Below are 13,541 nucleotides of genomic sequence, written 5' to 3' on the forward strand. Positions count from 1 at the left end.
CGAAGGTGACGTAGCGGGCGGGTCTACCGCCGGGATCTCTCCAGACGGGTTGCTCTGTTCAGTGATAGCCGCGCCGCTCCTCAGCCGCCGGCCTTATAGCCGATGCCCCGCACCGTCTGGATGATCTCTGGGTTCTCGGGGTCCTTTTCGACTTTGGACCGCAGTCTCTGCACGTGGACATTGACCAACCGGGTGTCCGCTTGGTGTCGATAGCCCCACACCTCTTCGAGCAGCATTTCCCGGTTCCACACTTGCCAAGGCTTCTTGGCCAGCGTTGAGAGCAAATCGAATTCCAGGGGCGTCAGCGAGATTCTGGTGTTTCCCCGGCGCACTTCGTGACCGGCAACATCAATGGTGAGGTCTCCGATGCTCAGCGCCTCCCCCTCCGGCCGCCCTGAAGGTTCCGGAGTGCGCAGGCGTGCGCGCACCCGGGCCACCAGTTCAGCGGGTTTGAAAGGTTTCGGGACGTAGTCGTCGGCACCAGCTTCCAGGCCCCTGACCACATCAGCGGTGTCGGACTTTGCGGTCAGCATCACGATCGGAGTGTCAGCTTCTTCGCGGATCTCCCGGCACACTTCAATTCCGTCTTTACCGGGAAGCATGAGGTCCAGAAGCACGAGGTCCGGGTCTGAGGCGCGGAAAGCCTCCAGTGCGAGGTCGCCGGTGGCGCAGAAGGTCGGCTCAAACCCATCATTGCGCAGCACAATGCCGATCATCTCCGACAGTGCCTCGTCGTCGTCGACCACCAAGATGTTAGCTCTCATGGAGCTCCGTCCTTCCTCACTGCTACTGACGCCGGGGGACGCGGGTCAATGACGATCCGTGCACCCGCTGATTCTCCAGGATATATGAGGCGATAGGGTTGGACATGGACCTCATGGTTTCTGAGACAAGCGGGGTGGAATGGGCACTACAGTGGCGTCGCAGCTGGCTCGCACCCCGGTGCGCCCAGGGGCGGTCTTTCCGCTTCGCCCCCTAGCGCAGGATGAGATCTTTGGTGGCGCTTTCTCCGTCATTCGTCGCAATCCCCGAGCGGCTCTGGGCCTGCCGTTCGCGGCCGCCGTGCTGAACTTCCTGGTGTCATTGGTGCTGCTGGTGGTGATGCCGGTCGATAACTATATCCGTATGCTGACTGACCCCGTTGCTTTCGATGACCAGGAGCTGATGTTTGCTGCCCTGGGTGAGGCAGGCATGGTCTTGATGATGGTGGCCAGTTCTTTCATCGGCAGTCTGGTGATGGCTATGTCATTGGGCCTGCTGGCCATCCCCGTGCTCCGGTCGGCCTATGGACTGCCGACCACCCTGCGGCAAACCCTGTTATTGCGTGCGGGCAGGCTAGGTTGGTTGCTGCTTCACCTGCTGGTTCTGCTCGTGGTGATCGGAGTGCTCGCCGCTGTGGCTGTGGTGGCAGGGGTCCTGCTGACAGTCGTGACCTTCGGGTTCGGGCTCCTCCTGGTTCTTCCGGGGTTCTTTCTGCTGGTGTGCTGGTTGACCGCCGGCCTGATGTTCGGACCATTGGTGATCATTGTGGAACGGCGCCATGCCTTCAACGCGATCACGCGTTCTTTCGCCCTCAACCGAGGTATGTGGTGGAGGCATATCGGTGCCGTGGCACTGCTCTATCTGATGCTGCTTGTGGTGCTGGCGGTCACCTCCCTGCCGGCAGGAATTGTCACTGGTCTCGGTGGGGAGCTCGCTTGGCAGTCTGAAGAGGGCCAGAACGATCTGCTCGTCCTCCTGGTGCTGGGCTTCGGTCAGCTCTACGATATGGCGCTCAATACTCTGCTGGTAGCGCTGCTCGGAACGGTCATCGGTGTCATGTACCTCAATGCACGATTCCGCCGGGAAGCCCTTGACGTCATGTTGAAGCATGTGGCCCCGCCGACGCCGCAGAACGATTCGGACGCCGAGTACTTGGACAAGCTCCTGCCTGCCTCCCCTGAGCATCTTGCCGTCGCTGCCCCGAACTCCCCTGGAGGCCCGCAGCGGTGACGACCGAGTTGTATGAGCGCGACGACGCCCGCCGCGTGTTGGAAACCGAGCTCGCTGACGGCTCCTATCAGCGCCAGTTCACCGGTCCGCTACGCGAGGCCATCGACTCATTCCTGGATTGGCTTCAGGATCGGGCATTCTCTATCGGCGGAGTGGACGTTCCCTTCGGGCCCGTGCTGGTGGTGCTGGTCGTCGCCGCAGCGGTCGTGGTCATCATTCTGGTGGTCCGTCCGCGCCTCCAAAGCGGAACCGTGACCGAAGGGATCGTTGAGATCGACCCGAGGGTCTCGGCCGAGCAGTTCCGCACCCGGGCGCAGGAGGCGGCCCGGTCCGGGGACTTCAACGCAGCCGCCCTCGATGCTTTCCGTGCTGTGGCCCGCGCCGCTGAAGAACGCGGGGTGGCATCCGAGCAGCAGGGCCGCACCGCCACAGAGATCGCGAACGGCCTAGGGGTGACCTACCGCGCGTTTGCCGCCGATCTTCACCGTGCGGCTGAGCTTTTCAACCGGTCGGTCTACGGTTCTGCCTCATTGGTAGCTGCCGACTTTGAGTTCGTCGCTCAACTGGATGTACAGCTGCAGACGGCAACAGCTCAGCCCCGCGGCGGGGTGGACGGTCCGCGGTTGGCGGTGCCTCAATGACCTCTCAGACGAGCTCGTCAACCGTGTCTTCCGGTGCGGCAGCGCTGCGTTCGGCGGCATCGCGGTGGCAATTCTGGATTGTGGTGCTAGTAGTCGGCGCCGTGGTGGCACTGCTGATACAGCTGCTGGAGACTTCGGATTCGGAGACATACGGCACTGAGAATACGAATCTTGATGGGTATGCCGCTGTAGCGAACGTTTTGGCCGACCATGGGGTCGATATCCACCGTGCCTACTCGGCCGAGGCTGCCCGGAACCTGATGGAGCAAGAGCCCGATGCCAGCGTCGTGGTGCTGCTGCGCGGGTTTCAGGCAGAGGAGCGGCTGATCGATGAGTTGGAATCCGAATGGGAATCTGGACGTGAGGTGCTGTGGATCAGTCAAGAGTCGTGGTTGCTGAGCGGGCTGAGCGACGACACACAGAGCGGGCCACGGATCCCGGTGGGCACGGCCGGCACCGCCGAGGTGCTGGAGGCCGGCAGCTCATGTGCCCACCCAGCAGCTGAAGCCGCGGCGAGCATTCAGGCCCCAGGGGCGTCGCTGCGTGCTGATTCTGGATGCTTCCCCGTCGGCGAGGACGGTTTCGTCCTGTCAGAGACTTCTCACGGTGTGGTGTTTACCGCGCCGGAGGCGTTCACCAATCAGCACATCACGGAGGAAGGCAATGCTGCCCTCGCGCTTGGGCTCTTCGGAATTGGTCCGGAGGACGACGCCGCGGCGGCTCACCTCATCTGGTACACCCCGTCTGGTGCCGATACTGTCGGCGAACAGCAGTGGGGATCGCCCCTCGACTACTTGCCCGAATGGGTCTGGCCTCTGCTCTGGTGGCTCGGCCTGTGCTCAGTGCTCGGCATGGTCGCGGCCGGACGGCGCTACGGGCCCGTCGTGAGTGAACCCATGCCGGTCAGCGTCCCAGCTGAAGAGGCAACTGTCGGCCGGGGCAGGCTGTATCAGCGAGCGAATGCGGTGGCCCAGACTGGCCTTGTGCTGCGCAATGCGCATCTGTTGCGACTCACCCGACTGCTCCGCTTGGGCCGGGGATCGGACCCAGCGACAGTCGCCGATGCGGCGGCCCGAGCCACTGGCCGCGACCCGGCTGCCATTCGCCGCTTGCTTGACCGCACCGGAGCTGCACAATCTTCTACTTCCCCAGGCCCTGTGATGAGTCATAAGGATGCGGTGTCCCATGCCCAGGCGCTTGCCGACCTGGAGAAGGACGTCCGACGTGCCGTACGAACACAAAGGAGAACTGAATGACCGATCACCCGCCGGATCAGCTCAACCACCAAACAGAGCGCCCCGAAACCTCTGCAGACGAGCTGCGGGCCCGGTTGACCCGGGTACGTCAGGAGGTCGCCAAGGCTGTGGTGGGGCAGGACGCTGCGGTGACCAGCGTGATCATCGCCCTACTTGTCCGTGGACACGTCCTGCTCGAAGGGGTCCCCGGGGTGGCCAAGACCCTGCTGGTGCGGACGATCTCCGCTTCGCTGGGGCTGCGCACGGCCCGAGTGCAGTTCACCCCGGACCTCATGCCCGGTGACGTCACAGGCTCCCTCGTCTACGACTCCAAGACCGGGGATTTCAGCTTCCGGGAGGGACCGGTCTTCACAAATCTGCTGCTGGCCGATGAGATCAACCGCACCCCGCCGAAGACGCAGGCCTCGCTCCTGGAGGCGATGGAGGAGAGGCAGGTTTCCGTCGATGGTGCCGGCCGTGCTCTGCCGGATCCCTTCTTGGTGGCAGCCACGCAGAACCCAGTGGAGTATGAAGGCACCTATCCCCTGCCGGAGGCGCAGTTGGACCGGTTCCTGCTCAAGGTGAATCTGGGTCTACCTGAGCGGGAGCAGGAGGTTGAGGTGATCAACCGGCATGCTGCAGGGTTTGACCCGTCGAATCTGACCGCTGCAGGTGTGCGTCCCGTGGCCCAGCTGGAGGATGTGCTGGCTGCACGCAAGTCGGTGAGCACAGTGCAGATTGCCCCAGATGTTGTGGGGTACATCGTGGATATCGCCCGCGCCACCCGTGCGGCGCCCAGCTTCCAGCTGGGTGTCTCCCCCCGCGGAGCGACCGCCCTGATGAACTCCTCAAAAGCATGGGCCTGGCTCTCCGGGCGCGACTATGTGACCCCGGATGACATCAAGGCCTTGGCTCTGCCAGCCCTCCGTCACCGGGTGGCGCTCACACCTGAAGCGTCCATGGACGGCGCTGGAGCCGACGATGTGTTGCAGGGCATACTGACCACCACCCCGGTGCCCCGGTAGCGACAGTGATCACCTTCAGGTTCCTCTGGGTCGCCCTGGGCATGTCTGTGCTGGTGATTCTGCTGCCCGCCTGGTGGTGGCTGTGGTTTGTGGTGCTGGTCGGAATCGCCCTTGTGGACATCCTGAGCTGCGCCTCCCCCCGCAAGATGCGCCTGGTCCGCGAGCAGACCAATCCCACCCGGATCGGACAGCGAACCACCGCAACTACCCGTTTGGAGAACCTAGGAACGCGCACATTGCGCGGTTGGGCCAAAGACGGGTGGCAGCCGACGGCGGGCGCGAGCAACGCATTGCAACACATCCAGGTGCCCGGCCGCGGCACGGTTGAGCTGCGCATTGAACTCGAGCCGCAGCGGCGCGGTGAGCTGATGAGCGAACATCTGAGCATTCGCTCCTTGGGTCCACTGGGCCTCGCGGGACGCCAGGTGGTCCACCGGGTGCCGCACACAGTGTCGGTGCTTCCAGAATTCGCATCTCGCAAACACCTTCCCTCGAGACTGAGGCGTCTGCGTGAACTGGACGGGGCCACCGCCGTGCAACTGCGCGGGGCAGGAACTGAGTTCGACTCACTGCGGGATTATGTGCGTGGCGATGACGTACGCTCCATCGACTGGAGGGCCACCGCTCGGCGACAGGACGCCGCAGGGCAGCACCTGGTGGTGCGCACCTGGAGACCTGAGCGTGACCGGCGAGTGATCCTCTGCCTGGATGCCTCACGTACTTCAGCCGCACGAATCGGAGATGAGCCCAGGCTGGACGCCGGTCTCGAATCGTCACTGCTGTTGGGCGCCTTAGCCTCACATGCGGGTGATCGGGTGGATTTCCTTGCCTTCGCGCGGGAGGTGACGGCCCGAGCGTCGTCGTCAGAACGCGGAATGTTCCTCAACGTGCTCAGTACGGCAGCTTCCCGAGTGGAGCCCGCCTTGGTGGAGGCCGACTTCTCACAGCTTCCAGCTGAGGTGGCCGCCATCACGCCGCACAAATCGTTGGTGGTGATCCTCACTGCCGCTGATTCTCCGTCATTGCACGAAGGACTGCTGCCGGTTCTTCCCGCTTTGACGACCAAGCACCGGGTTGTGGTTGCATCGGTCAGCAATCCGGAGCTGATCGAACGCGCAGCGGCCCGGGAAACTCCCAGCGAGGTCTACGCGGCTGCTGCCGCTGAACGCGCAATGATTGAGGCGGAGGCGGTCGCCGCAGAGCTGAATGCAATGGGCATTGAGGTGGTCCAGGCTGAACCAGAGGCTCTGCCTGCAGCCCTTGCGGACTGCTACATCCGGCTGAAAGCCACCGGCAAGCTCTGAGGTCCGCGCAGCATTGCCGCTTCCGCGTGCTGCGCTTGGCTCCAACCGCTCAACCTACTCAACGGCCGATTCTGCCTACAAACAGCCGAACCACGGTCCCATGTGGCGGCATATTCGGCCCTTGGAGCCCGGGGATGTCCCAGACAAGCGCGGAACACGGGAATGTGCGGGGCTCGGACACGGTTGTACGGGGCTGTTGTCGCATCAACCCTCTATCCGTACCGTAGGTAAACATGAAAGTCCTTGCAGCTATGTCAGGCGGGGTAGACTCCGCCGTCGCCGCAGCCCGCGCTGTCGACGCCGGCCATGAAGTGGTCGGAGTCCACCTGGCCCTGTCCCGAATGCCTGGAACTCTGCGCACTGGCTCACGCGGTTGCTGCACGATCGAAGACTCTTCCGATGCGTGGCGTGCCTGCGCGAAGTTGGGCATTCCCTTCTACGTATGGGACTTCTCCGAGCGATTCAAGGCCGATGTTGTGGACGACTTCATTGCCGAGTACGCCGCCGGACGAACCCCCAACCCGTGCATGCGCTGCAATGAGAAGATCAAGTTCGAGGCGTTGCTGGACAAGGCCATTGCCTTGGGGTTCGACGCCGTGGCCACCGGTCACTACGCCAAGATCATCGAGGGTCCCGAGGGGTCCCGAGAGCTTCACCGCGCGGCCACCTGGACAAAGGATCAGTCGTACGTGCTTGGTGTGCTGAACGACCAGCAGCTGGCCCACTGCATGTTCCCGCTGGGTGAGACCCCGTCGAAGGACTTGGTACGTGCCGAGGCCGCGCAGCGCGGACTCTCCGTCGCTCAGAAGCCCGACTCACACGACATCTGCTTCATTCCTGACGGTGACACACGGGGGTGGTTGGCTGAACAGATCGACATGACCTCCGGCCCGATTCTAGACGCTGAGGGCAACCAGATCGGCGAGCACGACGGCGCCCAGGCCTACACTGTGGGCCAACGGCGGGGATTGAAGCTCGGCCGGCCCGCTCCGGACGGCAAGCCCAGGTTCGTTCTGGAGATCCGTCCCAAGGAGAACACTGTGGTGGCCGGGTCTCAGGAGCTGCTCGACATTGAGCTCATCACGGGTATTCGGCTCTCTTGGGCTGGCCCGCCCGTGGCTGAAGCAGCGACCGGAAAGTGGTTCGGTATTGAGCTTCAGATCCGCGCACATGCGGATCCAGTCCCAGCCCGCGCCCGCGTTGCGGAGGACGACGGCGGTCCGCGACTGGTAGTAGAGCTTATGGAACCGCTCAAAGGTGTCGCTCCAGGTCAGACCGCAGTGATGTACCAGGGCAGCCGGGTGCTGGGGCAGGCCACCATCGACACTGCGCGGTCCACGAAGTATCAACCGGTCTGAACTGGCCCAGTTCAGTCAGTAAGCTGGTCCCATGAGCACTGACCCGCGGGCGGGCGATGCCGCCAAGTACGTCGACCCAGAGATCATGGCTGAACTGTTGACAATGCGCTCGTCGATCGACAACATCGATGCCGCACTGGTGCACTTGCTGGCTGAGCGGTTCAAGGCCACGCAGCGGGTGGGGGTGTTGAAGGCCAAGCACAAGCTACCCCCAGCGGACCCAGGCCGCGAGAAATCTCAGATCGATCGTTTGAAGCGGCTGGCCGCAGAGGCCCATCTGGACCCAGACTTCGCCGAAAAGTTTCTCAACTTCATCATTGAGGAAGTGATCCGCCACCATCAGGCCATTTCCGAGCACTCTCCTCAGCCCCAGCCCAACGACCCCGAGGCACCCTTCGACTGGGCGAGCCAAAAGTGAGCACCTTGCGAAGAGTCCTGCTGTGATGGTCCGGTCCGTTGCGCCGGCGACAATGCCCGGCGGCGATTTCCGGCATGCCGCTGAGCTGGTGGAGCCTGAGCTGGCTCCCCCACATGTGGGGGCACTTCCTGAGCTTCCGGCCCGCGGGCACCACGGCACCCAACTTGGCCGGGCGGTCGCTCAGCTGAGGGAGCTGCACGCTGAAATCACGTCCTACGGGTGGCGGCTCGTGCCACGCCCAGGGGCCGACCACCAGCGTTGCACTGCGCTGCTTACCTCAGACGTCAACACACTGGCAGACATCCGCGGTGCGAAGGAGGAGGCCGGCGGGGTTCTGGGCCCGCTGCACCTTGGGGTGCTGGGTCCCGTCTCCCTGGCTGCCAGACTGCACCTGCCGAACGGCGAGAAAGCGCTCATCGACCATGGCGCTCGGCGGGATCTGACCGACTCGTTGGCCTCCGGATTGGTCGACCACATCCAGCATGTGCGGCGGTCAGTGGGACCCCAGTCGGTGAGTGTGGTGCTCCAGGAACCGGAATACAGTGCGGTACGCGCCGGCGCTGTACCCACGGTGAGCGGTTACCGGACCATACGAGCGCTCGGTCGCGATGAAACGCGGAGCATGTTCCGCGCAGTGGTGGACGCTCTGCGGGGGTCCGGCGTAGATGAGGTGATCTTCGACTGTGGGGAGCTCGTCGCGGCGGAGCACGTGGAAGACTTTTTCAGCCGCCGTGAAACCACAGCAGACGGCTTCGCTATGCCTGTGCACCGAGCCGATGCTGCAGATTGGGAGCGCACCGCCGAACTCGTGGAGGCGGGAGCGTCCATTTGGGCCGGGCTGCTGCGGCCGCGGACGTCCCGGACTTCGTCCAAGCTCCCGGAGGTCTCCCAGCTAGCGGGGCGTCTGACTGAGCCGTGGCAGCGGCTGGGGATGTCGGCGTCGTCGTTATCCTCCTTCACGGTGGTGGGACATGGAACTGCTGACCGGTCAGCGCTAGGTGAGTTCAGCGACAGCGAGTTTCTGCGAACATGGAGTCGGCTGCGGGACACGGCTGATGCGCTCACCGATCAGATGGAAGCCTGAGGAGGCAAAAACGGATGACCAGCGCGAGAACGCCGGACGATCCGGATGCTACGCGGCGGCTGCCGCCATTGCCGGAGGAGGATACGTTCTCCAGTTCTGCACACCAGCGGCCCCCGACGCAGCCCTGGCACGACGCCCCGCCGCCCGAGGACGACGCTACTCGTCCCTACCCGGTGCATCCTCCGGCTGAACCGTATTCGATGTCACCCCCTGCCGCACCTTACGAGCCGGCCCCGGGCGCGATGCCGCCCCAGCACCAGGATCAGTACCGACAGGAGCGGGCGCCCCGCCGCAGATCAGGCGGGTGCTTGGGTGTTCTCTTGACCTTGCTTCTGGCCATCTGGGCGAGCCTGGGGACCGTCCTTGTGTTGTCGGTGTGGGCTCAGGCCAGTGTCGGAACCGGATGGGCCACTGCTGTGCAAAGCACCATCAGTGGGGTGATCCGCGACGTTCCCGGGTTTGCTGAGTCTCTCATCTTGGCGCCCCTGTTCTTGGTGGCCAGCGGACTCTGTTTGCTCGCCGCGTTCACAATGCCCAGCCCTGTGGGTGTGGTGCGCGGCCTCGGGGTCGTCATGTTGTTAGGCGGGATGGGCGCTTATGCCGGTGCTGTCATTCTTGAGCTGCGCGACTTCACGGGGCAGACGGTCTCCCGCTGGCAGGCGTTTGGCGAGCTGTGGCCCAGTGTCGCGATCGCCGACCTCGTCCTGGTGCCACTTTTCTTTCTAGCCGCTCTGGTGTGCGTGTTGGCCACCACGCCTCGCAAGCGCTAGATCTTCAGCTGCTTCCGGGCGAAGGCACGGACGCTGTCTTTGGTCTCAGCATGGTGCAGGACCTCGTTCTTGGTGAACCACCGGACGTCCTGAACCTCCGACTCCAGCGCTGTGAGATCGGCGTCATGGTCAGCAACCAGGAGGTACATCGCGTCCATATGGATGTGCTCAATGTCCTTGACCGACTCCGGAATGAGTTGGGCTGACATGGCAAAGGGCGTCGGCAGCTGAACCTCCGTGGGGTCATCCAGCGCCAGGTGCATAGTGTGCGCTCCTGCATGCCGGGCATGGACCCCCGTTTCTTCAAATACCTCGCGGACAGCGGCATCACTGGGATATTCGTCCCGATCCACGTGCCCACCTGGAGGAAGCCAGCAACGCAGGGTGTTGTGAAAGACCATGAGCATGCGCGTGCGGTCTTCGTTCACCACATAACCGGTGGCCGTGAACTGCTTCTTCATGCCAGCCGAGTACTCGATCAGATCACTCATCGCTCCAAGGTATCTGACATTTCCTGGGGCAACCCTCTGGGTGATGGCGGTACGCCTTCACAGCGAGAAGATGCAGAGCCTGCGCATCCCCGGGGTCGCGGCAAGACTTTAGTGGGGCGATGTCGCGGTCCAAGCAGGTGCTCTGTCGTCCTACGTGCCAACGCCACCTAGTCTCCTCGCCGCGTATGCGGAGGAGCCCGCCCTGGGTGTGCTGCACATTGAGCTCCATGAGGGGTTGCAATCGGCCTTCACCTCTACGCTGATGGGACTCCTGCCGCGAAAGCTCTGAGGTGACGGGACCAGGCGATCCCGGATAATGGCAGCATGAGCATCCCAGATAGTGCCGAGCGCACAGCCCTGATCACCGTTGACGCCCAAAAGGCTTTCAGCGACGCGAGCTACTGGGGCCCGCGGAATAACTCCGCTTGCGAGGCCAATATTGAGGCCCTGCTCCACCATTGGAGGGTAAAGGGGCGTCCCGTGGTGTTCGTCCGCCATGATTCCAGTGACTCCCACTCACCACTTCACCCTGACCACCCGGGCAACGCGTTCCATGACGTCGTAACAGGGGAGCCTGATCTGTTGGTGGCCAAGAGCGTGAACTCCAGTTTCCACGGCACTCCCGATCTGCATGCGTGGCTCCAGAAACAGGGAATTGAGGGCCTGGTCATCGCTGGGATCACCACCAATCACTGTTGCGAAACCACTGCACGCGTCGGCGGAAACCTGGGCTACACGGTGTTCTTCGCCCTGGATGCCACCCATACTTTTGACCGTCGGTCTCCGGATGGAAATATGATTGCCGCGGATACGCTGGCCCAGGTCACGGCAACTAATCTGCACGGCGAATTCGCGACCGTCACCACCACTCGCGAGCTCATCGCACGCTGACCCGTGGTCTCACTCAAACCCCGCTGAGTTCTATCCGGTGACCCTCCCATGTCTTCCGTAACCAGCGGTCGTGAGAGGCGACGACGACGGCACCTGGGTATTCGCGGATAGCGGCTTCAATCTGCGTGGCCAGGAGAACTGAAAAGTGATTGGTCGGTTCATCCAACAGCAGCAGCTCAGGCGGATCCGCGAGAACTACTGCCAATGCCAGGCGCCGCTGTTGCCCCACGCTCAGCTCCGTCAGCTCGCGGTCCTCATCCTGAGCCGGCAAAAGCCCGAAAGTCCGCAAGGGTACCTCGTGCGCCCGTTGAGGGCCCACTGCGTCGATGTACGCCTGACTCACTGTTCGCCCTGGTCCTCGCCCGGCGGGATCAGGCAGCATGTGGTCCTGCCTGAGCATGCCGACGGAGATCCGTGACGGGTGATCCACCGCGCCTGAACTGGGCTGCAGTGCACCCGCCAGGAGGGCGAGCAGAGTGGACTTCCCCGAACCATTGGACCCGGTAATCAGCCACTTTTCGCCTGCACCAATGGTCAGCGACGTCTGCCGAAGACGGCCTTCCACTGCTGCCGCGGCGACCCTGAGGAGGGTTCCGGATCGCTGGTGTGAACTGCGTTGAGTCCCTGCTGAGCTCAGTCCTCTGAAGGAGAGGACTCTTGGAGGTTTGCGGATTTGCTCGGCTTCTAAGGTTTCCAATCGACGCCGGGCATCTGTGATGCGACGTGAAACGACCTTGGCGTTGCGGTCAGCGTAGAACTTCGCTGCGCTCCTGGCTTCGGTCCGTGGCTTCCAGTCTTCATGTCCCACTGTATGACTGTCCCGCTGCGTGGCCCGGAGTCGCTTCAGCTCGCTCTGCTCATCGCGGTACTGGGCCCACCATCGCTGCTGGGCATCCATGCGCTCGCGGAGGTAGTCCGTGTAACTGCCGGTGAAACGAGTGACACCAATCCCGCTGCCAAAACCGCCCTGCGTCAAGGGTCCTGCCACTGACTCGGCTAGTGGCGAAGGATCCAAGTCGATGAGAGTGGTGGCGGAGTCGTCCAGGAACGCCCGGTCATGGCTGGCGAAAACCACTGCACCGCGCCACTGACTCAGCACCGTGCGGAGGTAGACAATGGCGTCGTCGTCCAGGTGGTTGGTCGGCTCGTCCAACAGGAGGAAGTCGGGACTGTTGAGCAGCAACCAGGCCAGAGAGAGACGAGCCTGCTGCCCTCCGGACAGTGTCCCCGCCGCACGGGTACGCCGGATACTGCCTACGCCGAGTCCGTCCAGGGTGGCGTCGATGCGAGAACTGATGTCCCACACTCCAAGCTGCTCAGCGGTGTCCAAAGCTCGGGAGTATCGGGCCTGCACGCGCTCATCTGCCGGATGTACGGCCAGCTCCGCAGCAGTCTCCTCCAAGGCATGTTCGGCCGCGCGAACAGGGACGATGGCGTCCTCAAGCACCTCTGCCACCGAACTCTCAGCTGCAAAAGGAGGCTCTTGGTGAAGCAGGCCGATCCGCGGTGCCCCAACGGCTGGTGCTGCAGCCCGCACATCACCGGCGTCAGGAGTAAGAAGCCCGGCGAGCACACGGAGGAGGGTCGATTTCCCAGTGCCGTTCTCGCCGATGATCGCCGCCCGCTCCCCTGCAGCGACGGTGAAGGAGATGTCAGTCAGGACGCGGCGGTCAGCAAAGGAGACAGAAATCCCCTCAGCACGCAGGTGCGCCGAACGGGAGGTGGTTCGCAAGGTCACAGTTTTCCTTCGAAAATCGTCAGGAATCCTGCCGGGCGATCCGCCGCCGACGCAGGAATGAGCTGTGACTCAACGCTTCATATACGCCACTTTAGCGCATGATTTATGTCTTGGGTCTGACAGCTTGGGGAGTTCCGCCGGTGACCTCCAGCAGCTGGTCATAGGTGGTGGGAAAGACAGTCTTGGGGTGTCCGGCTGCGGCCCACACCTGCGAATAATCAGCGAGCGCGGGATCCACGTAGGTCAGCACTGGTTGGGGATGCCCCACCGGTGCCACGCCTCCGATGACCTGGCCTGTGGCGCCCTGCACCACGTCCTTGGAGGCCCTGCCGATGGCCCCTCCCAACTGGTCACCCAACCACTCGGTATCCACCCGGTGGGCGCCGGAGGTGAGCACTAGAACAGGCTCCTCGTCGAATGTAAACACCAAAGAGTTCGCGATCTGCCCAACATCAACCCCGAGGGCGTCAGCGGCCAGCTGAGCCGTAGTCGTGGCGTCGTCGAACCACGTCACCTCTGGGTGAATGCCATGTTCGGCGAGACTGTCAAGAACTCGTTGCACTGCAGGATGTTTGGCGGTTCCCATGTCACCAA

The 13,541-nt window shown here is 63.2% G+C and carries 15 protein-coding genes; 11 read left to right on the top strand and 4 right to left on the bottom strand.

Annotated elements, in window-relative coordinates:
- Nucleotides 1-80 precede the first annotated feature (80 nt).
- On the bottom strand, nt 81-764 hold the full coding sequence (gene mtrA / locus FH975_RS06160; protein ID WP_153078149.1) for an MtrAB system response regulator MtrA: 684 nt from the start codon (nt 762-764) through the stop codon (nt 81-83).
- Between the two features lie 139 nt (nt 765-903).
- Here mtrA and FH975_RS06165 point away from each other — a divergent pair, with 139 nt between their 5' ends.
- From FH975_RS06165 to FH975_RS06205, 9 genes are all read left to right on the top strand, one after another.
- The gene (locus tag FH975_RS06165) at nt 904-1,992 is read left to right on the top strand and encodes a hypothetical protein (protein WP_162320517.1); all 1,089 of its coding nucleotides are present in this window, start codon (nt 904-906) and stop codon (nt 1,990-1,992) included.
- Nucleotides 1,989-2,633 (top strand): DUF4129 domain-containing protein, encoded by a 645-nt coding sequence (locus FH975_RS06170; protein WP_162320518.1) that lies wholly within the window; start codon nt 1,989-1,991, stop codon nt 2,631-2,633. The genes FH975_RS06165 and FH975_RS06170 overlap by 4 nt, the downstream gene beginning before the upstream one ends.
- Nucleotides 2,630-3,889 carry a DUF4350 domain-containing protein gene (locus FH975_RS06175; RefSeq protein WP_162320519.1) on the top strand — a complete coding sequence of 420 codons (1,260 nt, stop codon included), beginning with the start codon at nt 2,630-2,632 and terminating at the stop codon, nt 3,887-3,889. The genes FH975_RS06170 and FH975_RS06175 overlap by 4 nt, the downstream gene beginning before the upstream one ends.
- The gene (locus FH975_RS06180) at nt 3,886-4,893 is read left to right on the top strand and encodes an AAA family ATPase (protein ID WP_153078145.1); all 1,008 of its coding nucleotides are present in this window, start codon (nt 3,886-3,888) and stop codon (nt 4,891-4,893) included. The genes FH975_RS06175 and FH975_RS06180 overlap by 4 nt, the downstream gene beginning before the upstream one ends.
- A 41-nt stretch (nt 4,894-4,934) precedes the next feature.
- On the top strand, nt 4,935-6,197 hold the full coding sequence (locus tag FH975_RS06185; protein ID WP_162320645.1) for a DUF58 domain-containing protein: 1,263 nt from the start codon (nt 4,935-4,937) through the stop codon (nt 6,195-6,197).
- Nucleotides 6,198-6,430: 233 nt separating this feature from the next.
- Complete coding sequence (mnmA, locus tag FH975_RS06190) at nt 6,431-7,555, top strand: tRNA 2-thiouridine(34) synthase MnmA (RefSeq protein ID WP_162320520.1); 1,125 nt, start codon at nt 6,431-6,433, stop codon at nt 7,553-7,555.
- Nucleotides 7,556-7,586: 31 nt separating this feature from the next.
- Nucleotides 7,587-7,973 carry a chorismate mutase gene (locus FH975_RS06195; RefSeq protein WP_153078143.1) on the top strand — a complete coding sequence of 129 codons (387 nt, stop codon included), beginning with the start codon at nt 7,587-7,589 and terminating at the stop codon, nt 7,971-7,973.
- Between the two features lie 22 nt (nt 7,974-7,995).
- A complete protein-coding gene (locus FH975_RS06200) occupies nt 7,996-9,057 on the top strand; it encodes a uroporphyrinogen decarboxylase/cobalamine-independent methonine synthase family protein (RefSeq protein WP_162320521.1) in 1,062 nt (353 codons plus the stop codon).
- A 14-nt stretch (nt 9,058-9,071) separates the two neighbouring features.
- Nucleotides 9,072-9,827 carry a hypothetical protein gene (locus tag FH975_RS06205; RefSeq protein ID WP_162320522.1) on the top strand — a complete coding sequence of 252 codons (756 nt, stop codon included), beginning with the start codon at nt 9,072-9,074 and terminating at the stop codon, nt 9,825-9,827.
- On the opposite strand, the gene FH975_RS06210 is transcribed toward FH975_RS06205, so the two are convergent.
- On the bottom strand, nt 9,824-10,318 hold the full coding sequence (locus FH975_RS06210; RefSeq protein WP_162320523.1) for an NUDIX hydrolase: 495 nt from the start codon (nt 10,316-10,318) through the stop codon (nt 9,824-9,826). The genes FH975_RS06205 and FH975_RS06210 overlap by 4 nt on opposite strands.
- Before the next feature lie 154 nt (nt 10,319-10,472).
- Between FH975_RS06210 and FH975_RS16755 the strand changes: the two genes are divergently transcribed.
- Both FH975_RS16755 and FH975_RS06220 read left to right on the top strand, forming a co-directional pair.
- Nucleotides 10,473-10,607, top strand: a complete 135-nt coding sequence (locus FH975_RS16755) for a hypothetical protein (protein ID WP_268896672.1) — start codon at nt 10,473-10,475, stop codon at nt 10,605-10,607.
- Nucleotides 10,608-10,642: 35 nt separating this feature from the next.
- The gene (locus FH975_RS06220; RefSeq protein ID WP_162320524.1) at nt 10,643-11,209 is read left to right on the top strand and encodes an isochorismatase family protein; all 567 of its coding nucleotides are present in this window, start codon (nt 10,643-10,645) and stop codon (nt 11,207-11,209) included.
- Between the two features lie 13 nt (nt 11,210-11,222).
- On the opposite strand, the gene FH975_RS06225 is transcribed toward FH975_RS06220, so the two are convergent.
- Together FH975_RS06225 and FH975_RS06230 are read right to left on the bottom strand one after the other, a co-directional pair.
- Complete coding sequence (locus FH975_RS06225; RefSeq protein WP_162320525.1) at nt 11,223-12,947, bottom strand: ABC-F family ATP-binding cassette domain-containing protein; 1,725 nt, start codon at nt 12,945-12,947, stop codon at nt 11,223-11,225.
- 103 nt (nt 12,948-13,050) lie between these two features.
- Nucleotides 13,051-13,533, bottom strand: coding sequence for a YbaK/EbsC family protein (locus FH975_RS06230; protein ID WP_153078137.1), 483 nt, complete (start codon nt 13,531-13,533; stop codon nt 13,051-13,053).
- Nucleotides 13,534-13,541 lie beyond the last annotated feature (8 nt).

The organism is Nesterenkonia haasae, assembly GCF_010119385.1.
GTDB lineage: Bacteria > Actinomycetota > Actinomycetes > Actinomycetales > Micrococcaceae > Nesterenkonia > Nesterenkonia haasae.